Source organism: Pedobacter miscanthi (assembly GCF_003315595.1).
Classification (GTDB): Bacteria; Bacteroidota; Bacteroidia; order Sphingobacteriales; family Sphingobacteriaceae; genus Pedobacter; species Pedobacter miscanthi.
This window is the reverse complement of sequence record NZ_QNQU01000004.1, coordinates 211,772-226,833: the sequence shown is the minus strand read 5'-3', so window position 1 is coordinate 226,833 and position 15,062 is coordinate 211,772. Positions and strand designations below refer to the sequence as shown.

Here is a 15,062-nt window from a genome sequence, read left to right as displayed (position 1 = left end):
TTTAGCTGCGTTAATATTTTACCATACAAACTTTACAACCATAACAGAAAATATTACCTTGCAGCATGAACTTCTTATCACATTATTATTTCGACAGAGCAAGTGAAGACGCCAATGTGGTAATGGGGACGGTATTACCGGATCTGATTAAAAATGCGGCAAAAGAAGCCAATTTATACCCGCAGAAAAATGAATTTCTATTTAAAGGAAACCCGGATGAAGAAAATCTGCTCGCCGGCTGGAAAAGGCATTTAGCGGTAGACCTATTTTTTCACTCTTCTCATTTCTTCCTCGAGAAAACCACCGAATTAAAACAGCTGATTAAACCTATAGTAGAAAATACTCTTGTTAGGCCATCATTTCTTGCGCATATTGGCTTAGAGCTTTTGTTGGATCATTTATTGATCGCACATAACCTGATTCAGGTACATCACTTTTACGATAAGCTTAATGCCGTAAAAAAGGAATCGTTAAGCGATTTTCTGGAACATTGCAACCTGAAACAACCGGAAGTATTTTTCAACTTTCTGGAAAAGTTTATCAGCAGCAAATACCTGCTCAGCTATCAGCAACTCGAAAACATCAGCTATGCGCTTAACAGGATATGCATGCGCCTTTGGCCGGAAACACTGAACGAAAAGCAATTGCAACAGCTTACTTTAGAATTGGCAGTTTTTAAAGAAATTTTACAAAAGGATTTTATGGAGATTTTTGAGGAGATTGAGGGGAAGATAAATTTGTAAAATGAATTGTTATTTTTTTGCATCCTGTAACATTTTATATAAAGTAGGAAGCCCCTTTTTTATCCATGTTTTTTTGAAAGCTTCAGAATGATAATATTCTACTTTGTTATTATCAATCGCACAAAGCATGGTTGGAATAATTGTTCCATCGTACAATTCTAATCTAGCAAAACTATTCAGTTGACTATTAATGTGAACCAGATTCATGTTGTAAACTCCTTTGATAGTCTCCGGTGAAACAGCATGGCCACCTTCCGAAATTCTTTGTTGAACCCTCGCTTTACATTGTTCTACGGTATCAAGACATAAATAATTTAACTGAACCTGATACCCTGCATCGTCAAATAAATTTATGTATGTCCAATAATAGGGATCAGACAAAGGAGTTTCCAGTACAAAATGTTCCTGTTTAGAGATAGCAACTTTCATCTCGTAAACAAGTCTTGCCTCCATCATTGATGTTGCATTTTTCAGCCGATCTGTTTTCGAAGCACCTTCGTCAATAAGTTGATTCAAAAATTCAATGCGGATTTCATCACGGTTAAAGGATAGGATATTTGCAAATTCCTCAGGAAGCATACTTTGGATGTAAGTTGATTTCCCTGCTCCATTAGGGCCAGAAATCACCAAAAGTGTTGGCTTAGAGTAGTCCATAATTAAGCCGCAAAAGATCAGCTTCCTCTGCTGGCAAGGTCTTTAATACCTTAATTTTAAAATTTTCACCTGCTGAAGAAACTTCTTGGACTTCTATACGTCCATCGGCATATTCTTTATAAACCTGGCCCTTTGGAAGTTTATTCGAAAGGATAAGAAAAGGAAGGTTACGATTAAAGTTTTTTGTACGGAGATTACGCAGAACATCGAAATATTTTTCGTTTTTTGTTTCTTTTTCTATATTAACTACTGACATAACTTAATATCCTTTCTAACGTAAAAATACAATTTTAATGCCATAAAACAAAATAAGGCCCCTGAAACACTACAAAATCAGGTAGTTATACAATTGTACTCATTTTAGATGTTTATAGAATTATTGCATAAATTGTTAAGTTTTATTTTCGCTCCATATCAAAAACCCTTTCATCCTTTTTTTATATTTGTGGATGCCCCTATCTGCAATACAAAAAGAAATGGATGCCCTTGTGGCCGAATTAAACCAGCATAATTACAATTATTATGTGCTGGCTATGCCTACCATTGGTGATTATGAGTTTGATAAGAAATTAAAACATTTGGCCGAACTGGAAAAAGCCCATCCTGATTTTGCCGACCCGAACTCGCCAACACAACGCGTGGGTGGCGATATCACCAAAAATTTTATTACTGTAAACCATAAATACCCCATGTTATCATTGGGGAATACCTATAACGAACAGGATCTCCGCGATTTCGACGAACGGATCCGCAAAGCCATTGGCGACAATTTCGAATATGTTTGCGAATTGAAATTTGATGGTTTATCGATTAGTCTTACCTACGAAAATGGCAAACTTTTACGTGCCGTTACCCGGGGCGATGGTACCAAAGGGGATGATGTAACCAGCAATGTTAAAACCATCCACACCATTCCACACCAGATTAAATCGGCAGTAGCCCCTGAGCATTTTGAAATTCGAGGGGAAATTTTTATGCACAAAGCGGCTTTTTTACGCTTAAATGCCGCAAGGGAGGAACTGGGCGAAATTCCTTATGCCAATCCGCGTAACTTTGCTTCAGGCACTATTAAAATGCAGGATAGTAAAGAGGTAGCCAAAAGACCTTTAGATGGTTTTATCTACTTTTTATATACCGATAAAAATGAATTTAAAACCCATTGGGATAGCTTAAATGCTGTAAAAGAATGGGGTTTCCATGTTTGCGAGCATACAAAACTGGTTTCGGGCATAGATGCCGTTCTCGAATTTATCCACCATTGGGAAGATGAACGTTTTAAATTGAGTTATGATATTGATGGTATTGTAATTAAGGTAAACAGTTATGCGCAGCAACAGGAACTGGGATTCACTTCTAAATCGCCTCGCTGGGCAATTTCTTACAAATACAAAGCTGCAGAAGTAGAAACCGTTTTAGAAAAAGTTACCTATCAGGTAGGCAGAACAGGCGCTGTTACTCCTGTGGCCAACTTAAAGCCTGTTTTACTGGCTGGCACAACGGTTAAACGTGCTACTTTGCATAACGCCAACGAAATTGAACGTTTAGACCTCCACGAAGGTGATACCGTTTATGTAGAAAAAGGCGGCGAGATCATCCCGAAAATTATTAAGGTAAATCTCGATAAACGTTTGCCAGGTGCAGCAAAAGTACACTACCTGCATAACTGCCCTGAATGTGGTACCGAACTGATCAGAAAAGAAGGTGAAGCAGTACATTATTGCCTCAACGATGAAGGTTGTCCGCCGCAGATTGTAGGTAAAATCCAGCATTTTATTTCACGCAAAGCAATGAATATTGATGGCCTTGGCGACGAAACCATCGAAACCTTTTATAAACAAGGCTTGGTAAGGCACATCAGCGATTTATATAGCCTAAAGGAGAAAGCAGATCAGCTTAAAACCTTAGAGCGTTTTGGTGAGCGTTCGATAGAAAATATGCTAACCGGAATTGAAAAATCGAAAGAAATGCCTTTCGAAAAAGTACTTTTTGGTTTGGGCATCCGCTATGTTGGCGAAACTGTTGCTAAAAAAACCGCTGCCGGGGTAAAAAACATCGACAATCTTTCTCATGCCACGGTAGAAGAATTAATCGCTATAGACGAGATCGGGCAGCGTATTGCAGAGAGTATTGTTGAGTATTTTGGAAAACCAGAGCATATACAGCAGGTAGAATTATTAAAATTAGCAGGATTACAGTTCGAAATTGAAGAAAAAGTAATTACGCTTGATAGTGATAGACTTATTGGAAAAACATTCGTAATTTCGGGCGTTTTTGAGAACTATAGCCGCGATGAGCTAAAGGATATGATTGAGGCCAATGGAGGAAAGATGCTGAGCGGTATTTCGGGCAAACTGAACTACCTTGTTGCAGGCGATAATATGGGCCCCTCGAAGCTGGAAAAAGCAAATAAATTAAATGTCCCGATTATTAGCGACGCCGAGCTGTTGGAAATGATAAAGTAAAGAAATGAATGAATGATTGAATGGTGAATGATCGAATGTAGTGAAGCATTCATTCAAAATTCAATAGCAAAAGTAAAAAATGAGAGCATGATTGAGTTTGAATGATTGAATGTAGTAAGTACGCATTTGGTGATTATTCAAAATTCAATTAGAAAATAAAATGAGAGCATGATTGAATTATTGAATGATAAAATGCACCATTCAATCTCTCATTCAAAATTCAATAATTATAAGTTAAAAATGAACAAATTTCAGGGTACTGGTGTAGCATTGGTTACGCCTTTCAACACAGATGGATCAGTTGATTATAATGGTTTAAAAAACCTGATTAATCATTTGGTAGACGGAGGGATAGATTACCTCGTTTCTTTAGGTACAACCGGCGAAACCGCTACAATGACCAAGGACGAGAAGAAGAAGGTGTGGGCTTATACTGCTGAAATTAACAATAACAGGTTACCTTTAGTCGCCGGTATCGGCGGAAACAATACTTTAGCAGTTGCCGAAGACATTAAAACATTTGATACTACTGGTTATAGCGCAATTTTATCGGTTAGTCCGTATTACAATAAACCAACGCAGGAAGGGATTTACCAGCACTATAAATACCTAGCTGAAATTTCTCCGCTTGATCTGATTTTATATAACGTACCAGGGCGCACGGGAAGCAATATGAGTGCTGAAACTACCTGCAGATTGGCACATGATTTTAAAAACATCATCGCTACCAAAGAAGCATCAGGCAGTTTTGATCAGTTTAACCAGATTATGAGGGATAAACCCAAAGATTTCCTTTTAATCTCGGGCGATGATCCTGTTACCTTACCTATGATTGCCTTAGGGGCATCGGGTATTATCTCTGTAATCGGAAATGCATTACCTAAACAATTTACCGATATGGTAAACCTATGTTTGGCCGGCGATTATAAAGCAGCTTTACCTGCGCATTTAAGCTTAATCGAATTTACCCGTTTAGCTTTTGCAGAAGGTAATCCTGCGGGGGTTAAAGCAGCTCTAAAACATATCGGTATTTGCGGTGATACCGTACGTTTGCCATTGGTTAAAGCATCATCAGCTTTAGAACAATTAATTATAGCAGAAATAGAAAAATTAAGTGTAATAGCTTAATCTCCTATCAATAATAATATTCTGGAACAGACTGTTTGATTTTGCAAAAAATGCAAAAGATAACAGTCTGTTTTTTTTGTGTGTAAATAAAAAATTACCAAAAGAAATTAATTCATAATCAAGGCATTAGTACTACAAACCAAAATTTTAGTTTGATGAAAACTTTAGTGTAAATCAGGGCATTATTATTGATTTGCGCTCTATACACACAAATAAACACACCATGAGAAAATTAATTTTAATTGGCCTGGCATTGGTTATGCTGAGCTGCAGGGCCTTTGTAGGCTTCGAACCTACTTTTACAATGGGCATGTCGGAATCTGATTTTAAAAAGAAAAACAAACCAGAACTGGTGGCTGCAAATGAAGATGGAACCAGAATTTATAGTACTTATCATGCAGCTACGGATTTCAAATTATTCTTCCGAAATGAAAAACTTGTACGGTTTGAAAAAGGGAGAAATGCAGATGATTATCAGCTATTGAGATACTAGCAAAAAAGGCTTCGAATGGTGTTCGAAGCCCTTTTTATTTTATTACGCTATCAATTTATTTCTTCTTTCCAACAACAGGTTATCCTGCCAAACGCCTTTTGCTTTACCTATCTTTTCCCTGTATCCTACCACCCTGAAGCCAGCTTTTTCATGAATTTTTAATGAGGCCGAATTCTGCAGGAAAATGCCTGCCTGGAGCATCCAGATTCCTTTTTTTTCACTTTCGGTTATCAAAGCGCTTAAGAGAGAAGAACCGATGCCCTGCCCTTTATAACCCTGTTTAACATATACTTCAATCTCTCCAACACCACCAACTTCATAATTGGCCACTACGGGCAAAAGTGCGCACCACCCAACAATTTCTTTCTCCTGTACCGCCACAAACCTGCAGGGTTTGAGATGTGATAAATCCCAGTCTTTCCACGAAATATCTGGTCTTCTAAAACTTGCAGTACCTGTTTCGATTCCTTCGCGATAGATAGCACTGATTTCTTCCCAATCAGCAGAGCGCATAATTCTTATCATAGTTTAATCAATTTGGGTATTTATTAACCTATAAAATCTATAGTTTTTGTTGTTCCTCTAAATTAACTAAACACAATGTTAATACAGAAACAAGTTTGTCCTGTATTATAAATCAACACAACTATATAACGACAAGTACTGAATAAGGCGCTTTATGTAACAAAAACGTTAAATCAACGCTTTTCTTTTTGAAGCTTTTTAGCATATTCTAAGGGGCTCATCCCCATTACTTTTTTAAATGCACTGTAAAAGGCACTACGCGATGAAAAACCGGCACTATAGGCCAGGGCTTCTAAAGTAAAATTCTGCATAATTTCAGGATTGGCAATGCTTTCTTTAATCCAGTTTATACGGTACTGGTTAATGTAATCGATAAAACTTTTATTAAAATAGTTATTGAGCACAACAGAAAGCCGGTGACTGCTCACGCCTATCTCCCGGGCAAGGGATTGAACCCGAAGATCTTTATTGCGAAACGATTGATGTTTATTCACATAAGCCTCTAACATCTGGCCGCATCCACCAAATTCTTCATTTGAACTGTTAGAAACAGAAAAGCTTTTTTTGATAGATAAAAGGGTTGAAGGTTTAATGTTTAACAGCGATGCAACCAGCTCTAAAGGCAAACGATCTAAGTAACCGGGATTGGTTTTGGTAAAATACAGGTATCTTTCTTTAGCATTTCCAACCCTTATGATGTGCGCCCGCTGCTGTGCATCCTTATAATATTTTTCTAAAACTACCCTAAAGATATAATTCAGCTCAAAATTATAGCTAAAAAGGCGATTAAGTTCATCATTATGCATAGCCAGAAGATCAGAATCTTCTACTGCTACCACATGTTCTTTCGAATAACCGGAACCATGAAGACCGGATATGGAACTCACAAAATCATTTTCAACCGATATATAAGTGGTAATTTTTTTCCCTTTGTGAGAAGTGCAGCCCATTAATGCACCTTTTACAATAAAATACATGTACTCACAAACTTCATCTTCCTTAAAAAGTACCTGCCCTTTTTTTATTTTAACTTTTAAAAGATGTTTTTCAAATTCGCGGGTAAGTTTAAAATCAACAGGATGTATGGTGCGCATTACACCTAATAACAGGCCCACATCTGCGCTATCTGCGCGAATATATTGCAAATTTTCTGACACTTAATACCGTTAATAATGTTAATTGTATTATTCCGTTTATGCGGTAGACTGATAAACAAAATATCCTGTTGAGAGCAGTTAAGTGTATTGTCTTTTTTGCAATGGATGCCATAATTTCAACAGGCAATTAATGCTATTGAGTTATCTAGTGTAAGATACGGCTTGTAAACAAGAAAACGAAAAGTGACACGGAGAAAGATAATTTGTCTTATATATTTTACAGTTAAAGGAAAATAGTAATCTACACCATGTGAAAACAAAGGTATATGATGCAAAAAGCCCCGGGAGATGTCCCGGGGCTTCGATAATGGAATATTTTGATCGCTTAAGCTTTGTTTTTGGTATCTTGTACTTCTAAACGGATTGCCTGAGCAAGGTTTTTCAGGTCTTGCATACCTTTACGTACACGTGTACCAGCAGCGCTGTTACCTTTGTTATAAAATTTGTCGGCATCAGCTTCCAAAGCTGCCACTAAACTTTTTACTTCTTCGAATTTTTTCATTTTTAATTAGATTTTTATGGTTCTTAGGTTTGACTTTTCTTTTATATACTCTAATTTAAAGGGTTTGGTTAAATAAAAAAATTTTTGGAAGAATAAAAAACAGCCTTCTCCGCCGTTTTTTTCCACATTTAAGGTGTTTATACACATCAGGAACACCAAAACACATTACAATTAGCTAAAAATCAGCGTTTTACAGAATAACACTAAATAAAAAAGCCCTTTAAACGTATTTAAAGGGCTTTGTAATATTTTAATTGATCTTAAACGGTAGCAAAAAGATTCTCTTTGTAATATCCGTTTTCCAGTTTTTCGGCTACTTCGCTAAAAGCATCCAAGGTACGCTGTACATCATCTAAAGTATGTACTGCCGTTGGAATTAAACGCAACTCGATCATTCCTTTCGGGATTACCGGGTACACTACAATTGAACAGAAGATACCATAATTTTCACGAAGATCGAAAGTTAATGCAGTTGCATCAGAAAGTTCTCCTTTTAAGAAAACCGGCGTAACTACCGAATCGGTAACACCTAAATCGAAACCACGCTCGCGTAAACCTTTTTGCAGGGTCATGGCAATTTCCCAAAGTTTTTCTTTTAATTCAGGACGGCTTTTCAATAATTCAAGGCGTTTTAACAAACCAATTACCATTGGCATTGGCAAAGCTTTGGCAAAAGTTTGCGAACGCATGTTATATCTTAAATAATTGGTAATTTCTTCGCTGGATGCTACAAAAGCTCCAATACCGGCCATTGATTTTGCAAATGTACCGAAGTAAACATCAATACCCTCTACACAATCCTGAGCTTCGTGGGTTCCTGCACCGGTTTTACCCATTGTACCGAAACCATGTGCATCATCAACCAGAATGCGGAATTCGAATTCTTTTTTAAGGTCTACAATTTCTTTTAATTTACCCTGGGCACCACTCATTCCGAATACACCTTCGGTAATTAATAAAATGCCACCACCTGATTCCTGGGTTAATTTTGTAGCGCGCTCTAACTGTTTGCGTGCGCTTTCGATATCGTTGTGTTTATACACAAAACGTTTACCCATGTGTAAACGCAAACCATCTATAATACAGGCATGAGATTCAGCATCGTAAACAATTACATCGTTACGGTCAACCAAACTATCTATAATAGAAACCATACCCTGGTAACCATAATTTAATAAAAATGCATCGGGTTTACCCACAAAGGCAGCAAGTTCCTGTTCCAGTTGCTCATGGTATTTAGAGTTACCACTCATCATACGGGCACCCATCGGGTAGGCCATACCAAATTCTGCGGCAGCATCTGCATCAGCTTTTCTAACTTCAGGATGATTGGCTAAGCCTAAATAGTTGTTTAAACTCCAAACCAAGTGCTCTTTTCCTTTGAATTGCATGTGTGGTGCAATTTCTCCCTCTAATTTTGGAAATGAGAAATACCCATGAGACCATTTTTGGTGTTGACCAATCGGGCCCATGTGTTTTGCTATTTTATCAAATATATCCAATGTATTATCTGTTTTTTTTAATATAAAATTTTGCGAATTTAAGCTTTATTCGGCTTAAAATCAACCTGCTTGAATCTTTTAGGTGTTAAATAAGAATTTTAACACTCCAATTTTATGCCAAAAAAGCCCCGATGTTAAATCGGGGCTTTAAAATTATATTTGGTCTGTTCTAATCAACGTTATCGTGTAAGAAAGAATTGTTCGGTCTGATTTCTGTACCACCATCCTGATCGTTGCTTAAAGTAAAGCGGCTCACCTGCGATTCTGATGAGTGTTGTACTTGTTGCAACTGCATTTGCTTGCGTTTGTAGGCAGGCTCATTTTCCAGTTCCTGCAATCCATTAGTGGTGCGCAGTTTCATGCTAAGGTCTTTTAAACGTAAAATACGTTCTTTAGATTTCCTTAACTGCTCTTCCATCGATTCGTCGCTTTTATCGTCGTCTAAACCAACAACCGGCATTTCGATTTCCGGTTCAGGCTCTGGCATCGGTGGCATCTGCGCAACCGGCGTTTCGAAAACAAAATTAGTTTCGGCCAATTTTACCTCAAACTCAAAACCGGTTTCTTTTGCTTCTTCAACCTGTGGTTCTTCTTCGATTAAGGTATGGCGAACTATATTGTTATCAGGCTCCTGAACCTTCTGGGTTTCCGATTTATTAAACATTCCACCAAAAAGATCAGCCTGCGAAACTTCTTCCTTCGTTTTTAAAACAGGCTCATAAGAAGGCACTGCTTTAGGCTGAATAAAAGAGTTTACTGCTTCTACCGGGCGAACCAATGGTGCTTCCTCAGGTGTTAAAAGTGAAATTTTCTTTTTATTTTTTTCTTCTTTTACACGTTCTTCTGAAGTTTGGAAACCAGTAGCAATGATGGTTACCGAAAGCTTGTCGCTTAAAGATTCATCGGTACAGTTACCCCAGATTAAATCGGCTGATAAACCGGCTTTCTCCTGGATGTAATCGGTAATGATCGAAACCTCATCCATGGTTACTTCACGTAAACCAGAGCTGATGTTTAATAAAATATAACGGGCACCCTCAATTTCACTGTCTTTTAACAATGGAGAAGCCAAAGCACCTTCTACCGCCTGTAAAGCACGGTCTTCGCCTTCGGCAGCAAAGCTACCCATAATGGCTACACCGCTATCTTTCATTACGGTACGCACATCTTTAAAATCGACGTTTATATAACCGGGAACAGTGATGATTTCTGCGATACCTTTTGCAGCGGTTGTTAAAATATCGTCGGCCTGACCAAAGGCAGAACCTAAGGTTAAGTTTCCGAAAATTTCGCGCAAACGGTCGTTTGAGATAACCAGGTAAGAATCTACATATTTCTTCAATTCTTCCATTCCTTCATCAGCCTGTAACCTACGTCTTTTTCCTTCGAAAGAAAACGGAGTGGTAATGATGGCAACAGTTAAAATATCAAGTTCTTTAGCGGCTTTGGCAATGATAGGAGAAGCTCCTGTACCGGTACCACCACCCATTCCTGCCGTGATGAAAAGCATTTTGGTGGTATTGCCCAACATGGCTTTAATATCATCTATATTTTCTATAGCCGAGTTTTTGCCAACCTCAGGGATAGATCCAGCACCCATTCCTTCGGTTAAACTAGCGCCTAATTGTACCTTGTTAGGTATAGGACTAGATTCCAAAGCCTGAGCATCTGTATTACAAATAATAAAATCCACACCAGTGATACCCGACAGGTACATATGGTTCACTGCGTTGCCGCCACCGCCCCCAACACCAATAACCTTGATGATTGAAGACTTATCTTTTAACATTTCGAACTGCATATCTTTATGAATCAGTTGTTTAAAAATTTTTAAATTCTGTTCATTACTCAATGTAATATTAACACTTTTTCAACAGACGTTTTCCACAAGTGTTAATAATGTGGAAAACTCTTCTTTTGTGGAAAAATAATTAACTTTTCAAGTAATCTTCATCGCTCACATTCATATCATCCTGAATGAATGTTCTTGTTTTTGCCAATAATTTATCGAACAAACCTGGTCCGCGTTTTTCTTTTTCCTTTGCCGTTTTTGGTTTCTCTACAAAAACACCTGGCTGTTTCATCTCTTCAATCAGTTCTTCAGCTTTCTGGATTCCTTTGATTAACAAACCTACACTGGTTGCGTACATCGGGCTTTTTAAATCGTCGTAAATGGCTTTAGGCATATCTTCGTATTTAGATAAATGCTCGTTCGGATAACCGATACGGCAATCTAAACCGGTTACATATTCTACCGCTTGTGACAGGTGTTTCAGCAATGCACCACCACCGGTAATTACGATACCGCCAATGAGTTTTTTCTCGTAACCTGAAGATTTGATCTCGTAATAAACGTGCTCAATAATCTCTTCCATACGGGCCTGGATTACGTAAGCCAGGTTTTTAACCGAGATTTCTTTTGGTTCGCGGCCACGTAAACCCGGCACGCAAATGATTTCGTTTTCTTTGTTCTCCTCAGCAAGCGCAGAACCGAAACGTGTTTTCAAAAGCTCGGCCTGGTTACGCATTACAGAGCAACCTTCCCTGATATCTTCGGTAACGCTATTGCCGCCAAAAGGAATAACTGCTGTATGGCGGATAATACCTTCGTGGAAGATGGCAATATCAGTAGTACCACCACCAATATCAACGAGTGCAATACCGGCTTCTTTTTCTTCCTCGCTCAATACAGATTCGGAAGATGCCAAAGGCTCGAGGATTAAATCCTGGGTCTGCAAGCCTGCATTGTTAACACATTTGATGATATTTTTTACGGCGGTAACCTGACCAGAAATGATATGGAAGTTAGCCTCAAGGCGCACCCCTGCCATTCCGATCGGATCTTTGATTCCCGGTTCGTTATCGATGGTAAATTCCTGCGGCAATACGTGGATGATTTCCTCACCCGGTGGCATTACCAGCTTAAACATATCATCAATCAACTTATCGATATCTTTTTTACCAATTTCGTTGTTTAATTCTCTTCTTGTTAAAATTCCTCTGTGCTGTAAGCTCTTAATGTGCTGACCAGCAATACCCACATTTACCACCTGTATTTCTACATTGGATTGTCCGCTTGCTACCTCAACTGCTTGAGCGATGCCCTGCACTGTTTTTTGAATGTTAGAAACCACTCCACGTGTTACCCCCGCCGATTCTGCCTTGCCTATTCCTAAAATTTCAATCTTACCGTGCTGTGTTCTCCGACCAACGATGACACAAATTTTTGTAGTACCGATATCCAATCCTACTACAATGGGCGACTGACTGGTAAATTTTGCCTTGTCCATATTCGTTAATTTTGCTGACTTTTATATTGTTTTTCTAGGGCTTTGATTTCTTTCTCTCTCGCTTCTTTCTCTTTTTTCAATTCAGCCGCAGATTTTGCCGTCTTTGGCTGCGTTGTTGCCGTTTGCTTTGGCTTTTCTTTTTTATCCGCAGGTTTTGTTTCCTTTGGTTTAGTGGCCGGCGTTGCTGCCGGTTTTTTAATTTCTGTTTTAACGGGTTCTACCTTTTTGGGCGTTACTTTTTTAGGCTCCACTTTCTTTGGTTCTTCCTTTTTGATTTCTACTTTTTTAGGCTCAACCTTTTTAGGTTCTGCTTTTTCCGGCTCGTCTGCTTCAGGGCGATCATCCATTACAGTGCCGATTGTATTTCTAATCAGAGAGTCGGTTACATTCCGTTGTATCCTCAAACTATCTGCTGCCGAAAATGTTTTCGCTTTTTTTCCTAAACCTGTCGAATCTCTTTTTTCGCAAACAATCTGGTTGGTATATTTAATGTTGATGGTTTTATAAGTATCCCAACCTACCTGGGGCATAGCTTTTTTATAAAACAGCAAAAGATTTTTCATCTTCTTTTCCAGCGAATCGGCATCACCTAAAATAATACGCTGGTTACCTACCCTTGGTACCAGTTCGATATCGTTTTTCTGATCAACCACAATCTGTTCAATCTGGGCATCCCAAAGGGTATCTTTTTTGATAAATTGTGCGGTTTTATATAAATCCCTTGCCAATTGTGTGTGCAAAGTATCAATCCTGCTACCAAAAACCTCGCTGATATGACCGGTTGCTACCAAAACATTTGCAGTGAAATTTGATGATATCGGCATTTTTAAACCATCATTATCGATATAAAAATCCTGTCCGTTTTCATTCAGAATGCGGAGGATAGGTTGCCTTTGTTTTACCTCGATATGCAATACACCATCCATATCTACATATACCTTAGCAAAGCCGATGTAAGGGTTAGACTGCAGTTTTTGCTCAATCTTATGGATATTGATATTTTCGAGGTTACGGCCCAAAAGCACACCCTGATCTTCTTTTAAAATGGCGTCGATCTCTTCGCGTTCGATAAAATTATCGGCGCCAGGAATCAGGATTTTAACATCGGTACATTTAACAGTCTGCTTTTTAACATTGATGAAACTTAAAAGCACAATCACCCCTGCCAGGCTGATTAGCCAGGCAAAGCCAGTAAAAATTGCGCTCCAGTTTATCCGTTTAAGCATTATTTAAAATATTTTTTAATGGGTCGATAATGGTATCGATATCTCCCGCTCCTACTGTTAAAATTAATTCAGGTTTTGTGTTCTTAACATGCTGAAGCACAAAATCTTTTCCACATATTCTTTTATCTGTTAACGTAATTTTATCCAATAAAAACTGTGCATTTATACCCTCAAGCGGCAATTCTCTTGCAGGATAAATCTCCAGTAGCAAAAGCTCATCGGCAGTGCTTAAAACTTTTGCAAACTCATCAGCAAAATCCCTGGTACGTGTAAACAAATGCGGTTGAAAAATTACTGTTAGTTTTTTATCAGGGTACAATTGTCGTACAGCATCAAAACAGGCCTTCAGTTCTTCAGGATGATGTGCATAATCATCAATATAGATCTGATTGCCATTGTTCACAATATATTCGAAGCGGCGTTTAACCCCTTTAAAGTTTGCGACAGCTTGTTTCACTTTTTTGGCATCGATACCCAATTGTAAAGCGATGGCGATGGCAACAGTTGTATTTTCTACATTGTGTTTGCCCGGAAGCATCAAACTAATGTCTTTTATGCTTTGCGTGGCATCTACATAATCGAAAACAAACTTCGATCCTTCTACCCTTAGGTTTTCAGCTTTTGCTGTAGCACTTGAACTTGCTGCATAGCTGATGCTATGTTCCAACGGCAATCCTTCGTGTGCATACAATGTACCCTCGGCTTTAAGCTGACCGGCAAATAACCTGAATGATTCTTCTAAATGGCTTTTATCCCCGTAAATATCCAAATGATCGGCATCCATTGACGTAACCACAGCCACATCGGGATGCAGGGTAAGGAAAGAGCGGTCGTATTCATCGGCTTCTACCACAACTACATTGTTATCGCCAAAAAGCACATTACTGTTATAGTTACTGGTTATACCACCTAAAAACGCGGTACAATCGTAACCAGTATCTTTTAAAATATGCGCTACAATAGACGAAGTGGTGGTTTTACCATGTGTACCGGCAACTGCGACGCAGAACATGCCTTTACTGATAATTCCCAAAACCTCTGAACGCTTTTTAAGTGAAAAACCTTTATCAATAAAGTGGTTTAAAATTTTTGAATCTTTAGGAATTGCAGGCGTATATACAACAAGGGTATCTTCACGGTGATCCAAAAATGCAGATGGCAGCGCAGAATCTTCATCAAGATAAGTGATTAAAATACCTTCCTGTTCTAATGTCTCGGTTAGTTTAGTGCGGGTTTTATCGTAACCACAAACCACCTGGCCGCGTTTAGCAAAATAACGGGCAAGCGCACTCATGCCGATACCACCGATACCTACAAAGAAAACCCTATTTATTTTACTTAATTCCATTTTTTCTAGCTAAAAGCAAAAAGACCAAAGCT

14 protein-coding genes are annotated in these 15,062 nt (G+C 38.4%); 4 read left to right on the top strand and 10 right to left on the bottom strand.

The annotated features are described in order from the left end of the window. Positions 1-65: 65 nt before the first annotated feature. The gene (locus tag DRW42_RS06330) at positions 66-743 is read left to right on the top strand and encodes an ACP phosphodiesterase (RefSeq protein ID WP_113947979.1); all 678 of its coding nucleotides are present in this window, start codon (positions 66-68) and stop codon (positions 741-743) included. 9 nt (positions 744-752) lie between these two features. Here the strand turns inward: DRW42_RS06330 and DRW42_RS06325 are convergent, their stop codons facing one another. Then, positions 753-1,397: a zeta toxin family protein gene (locus DRW42_RS06325; RefSeq protein WP_113947978.1), complete on the bottom strand. Its 645-nt coding sequence runs from the start codon at positions 1,395-1,397 to the stop codon at positions 753-755. Next, positions 1,384-1,653, bottom strand: a complete 270-nt coding sequence (locus DRW42_RS06320; protein ID WP_113947977.1) for a hypothetical protein — start codon at positions 1,651-1,653, stop codon at positions 1,384-1,386. Before DRW42_RS06320 ends, DRW42_RS06325 begins: the two co-directional genes overlap by 14 nt. 193 nt (positions 1,654-1,846) lie before the next feature. Between DRW42_RS06320 and ligA the strand changes: the two genes are divergently transcribed. The 3 genes from ligA (at position 1,847) to DRW42_RS06305 (ending at position 5,480) form a co-directional block, all read left to right on the top strand. Beyond that, positions 1,847-3,859: an NAD-dependent DNA ligase LigA gene (ligA, locus tag DRW42_RS06315; RefSeq protein ID WP_113947976.1), complete on the top strand. Its 2,013-nt coding sequence runs from the start codon at positions 1,847-1,849 to the stop codon at positions 3,857-3,859. 240 nt (positions 3,860-4,099) lie between these two features. Continuing rightward, positions 4,100-4,987, top strand: a complete 888-nt coding sequence (gene dapA / locus DRW42_RS06310) for a 4-hydroxy-tetrahydrodipicolinate synthase (protein ID WP_113948079.1) — start codon at positions 4,100-4,102, stop codon at positions 4,985-4,987. A 223-nt stretch (positions 4,988-5,210) separates the two neighbouring features. Beyond that, on the top strand, positions 5,211-5,480 hold the full coding sequence (locus DRW42_RS06305) for a hypothetical protein (protein WP_113947975.1): 270 nt from the start codon (positions 5,211-5,213) through the stop codon (positions 5,478-5,480). 42 nt (positions 5,481-5,522) lie between these two features. Here DRW42_RS06305 and DRW42_RS06300 read toward each other — a convergent pair whose 3' ends face one another. The 8 genes from DRW42_RS06300 to murC form a co-directional block, all read right to left on the bottom strand. Continuing rightward, positions 5,523-6,005: a GNAT family N-acetyltransferase gene (locus DRW42_RS06300; RefSeq protein WP_113947974.1), complete on the bottom strand. Its 483-nt coding sequence runs from the start codon at positions 6,003-6,005 to the stop codon at positions 5,523-5,525. A 173-nt stretch (positions 6,006-6,178) separates the two neighbouring features. Next, the gene (locus DRW42_RS06295) at positions 6,179-7,162 is read right to left on the bottom strand and encodes a helix-turn-helix domain-containing protein (RefSeq protein ID WP_147243680.1); all 984 of its coding nucleotides are present in this window, start codon (positions 7,160-7,162) and stop codon (positions 6,179-6,181) included. Positions 7,163-7,487: 325 nt separating this feature from the next. Further along, positions 7,488-7,664, bottom strand: coding sequence for a hypothetical protein (locus DRW42_RS06290; RefSeq protein ID WP_010602932.1), 177 nt, complete (start codon positions 7,662-7,664; stop codon positions 7,488-7,490). A gap of 260 nt (positions 7,665-7,924) precedes the next feature. Beyond that, positions 7,925-9,166 carry an aminotransferase class I/II-fold pyridoxal phosphate-dependent enzyme gene (locus tag DRW42_RS06285; RefSeq protein WP_113947972.1) on the bottom strand — a complete coding sequence of 414 codons (1,242 nt, stop codon included), beginning with the start codon at positions 9,164-9,166 and terminating at the stop codon, positions 7,925-7,927. 169 nt (positions 9,167-9,335) lie between these two features. Then, complete coding sequence (gene ftsZ, locus DRW42_RS06280; RefSeq protein WP_113948078.1) at positions 9,336-10,967, bottom strand: cell division protein FtsZ; 1,632 nt, start codon at positions 10,965-10,967, stop codon at positions 9,336-9,338. Positions 10,968-11,097: 130 nt separating this feature from the next. Beyond that, positions 11,098-12,456 carry a cell division protein FtsA gene (ftsA, locus tag DRW42_RS06275; RefSeq protein WP_086545007.1) on the bottom strand — a complete coding sequence of 453 codons (1,359 nt, stop codon included), beginning with the start codon at positions 12,454-12,456 and terminating at the stop codon, positions 11,098-11,100. A 5-nt stretch (positions 12,457-12,461) separates the two neighbouring features. Then, positions 12,462-13,682 carry a cell division protein FtsQ gene (locus tag DRW42_RS06270; protein WP_113947971.1) on the bottom strand — a complete coding sequence of 407 codons (1,221 nt, stop codon included), beginning with the start codon at positions 13,680-13,682 and terminating at the stop codon, positions 12,462-12,464. Then, a complete protein-coding gene (gene murC, locus DRW42_RS06265) occupies positions 13,675-15,030 on the bottom strand; it encodes a UDP-N-acetylmuramate--L-alanine ligase (protein ID WP_113947970.1) in 1,356 nt (451 codons plus the stop codon). The genes DRW42_RS06270 and murC overlap by 8 nt, the downstream gene beginning before the upstream one ends. Positions 15,031-15,062: the final 32 nt, after the last annotated feature.

What these genes read in the sequence shown, in the direction of transcription:
- ligA (WP_113947976.1), top strand. Translation starts at nt 1,847, where the DNA reads ATGCCCCTATCTGCAATACAAAAAGAAATGGATGCCCTTGTGGCCGAA.
- DRW42_RS06290 (WP_010602932.1), bottom strand. Translation starts at nt 7,664, where the DNA reads ATGAAAAAATTCGAAGAAGTAAAAAGTTTAGTGGCAGCTTTGGAAGCT.
- dapA (WP_113948079.1), top strand. Translation starts at nt 4,100, where the DNA reads ATGAACAAATTTCAGGGTACTGGTGTAGCATTGGTTACGCCTTTCAAC.
- DRW42_RS06305 (WP_113947975.1), top strand. Translation starts at nt 5,211, where the DNA reads ATGAGAAAATTAATTTTAATTGGCCTGGCATTGGTTATGCTGAGCTGC.
- DRW42_RS06330 (WP_113947979.1), top strand. Translation starts at nt 66, where the DNA reads ATGAACTTCTTATCACATTATTATTTCGACAGAGCAAGTGAAGACGCC.
- DRW42_RS06325 (WP_113947978.1), bottom strand. Translation starts at nt 1,397, where the DNA reads ATGGACTACTCTAAGCCAACACTTTTGGTGATTTCTGGCCCTAATGGA.
- DRW42_RS06320 (WP_113947977.1), bottom strand. Translation starts at nt 1,653, where the DNA reads ATGTCAGTAGTTAATATAGAAAAAGAAACAAAAAACGAAAAATATTTC.
- DRW42_RS06300 (WP_113947974.1), bottom strand. Translation starts at nt 6,005, where the DNA reads ATGATAAGAATTATGCGCTCTGCTGATTGGGAAGAAATCAGTGCTATC.
- ftsA (WP_086545007.1), bottom strand. Translation starts at nt 12,456, where the DNA reads ATGGACAAGGCAAAATTTACCAGTCAGTCGCCCATTGTAGTAGGATTG.
- ftsZ (WP_113948078.1), bottom strand. Translation starts at nt 10,967, where the DNA reads ATGCAGTTCGAAATGTTAAAAGATAAGTCTTCAATCATCAAGGTTATT.
- murC (WP_113947970.1), bottom strand. Translation starts at nt 15,030, where the DNA reads ATGGAATTAAGTAAAATAAATAGGGTTTTCTTTGTAGGTATCGGTGGT.
- DRW42_RS06270 (WP_113947971.1), bottom strand. Translation starts at nt 13,682, where the DNA reads ATGCTTAAACGGATAAACTGGAGCGCAATTTTTACTGGCTTTGCCTGG.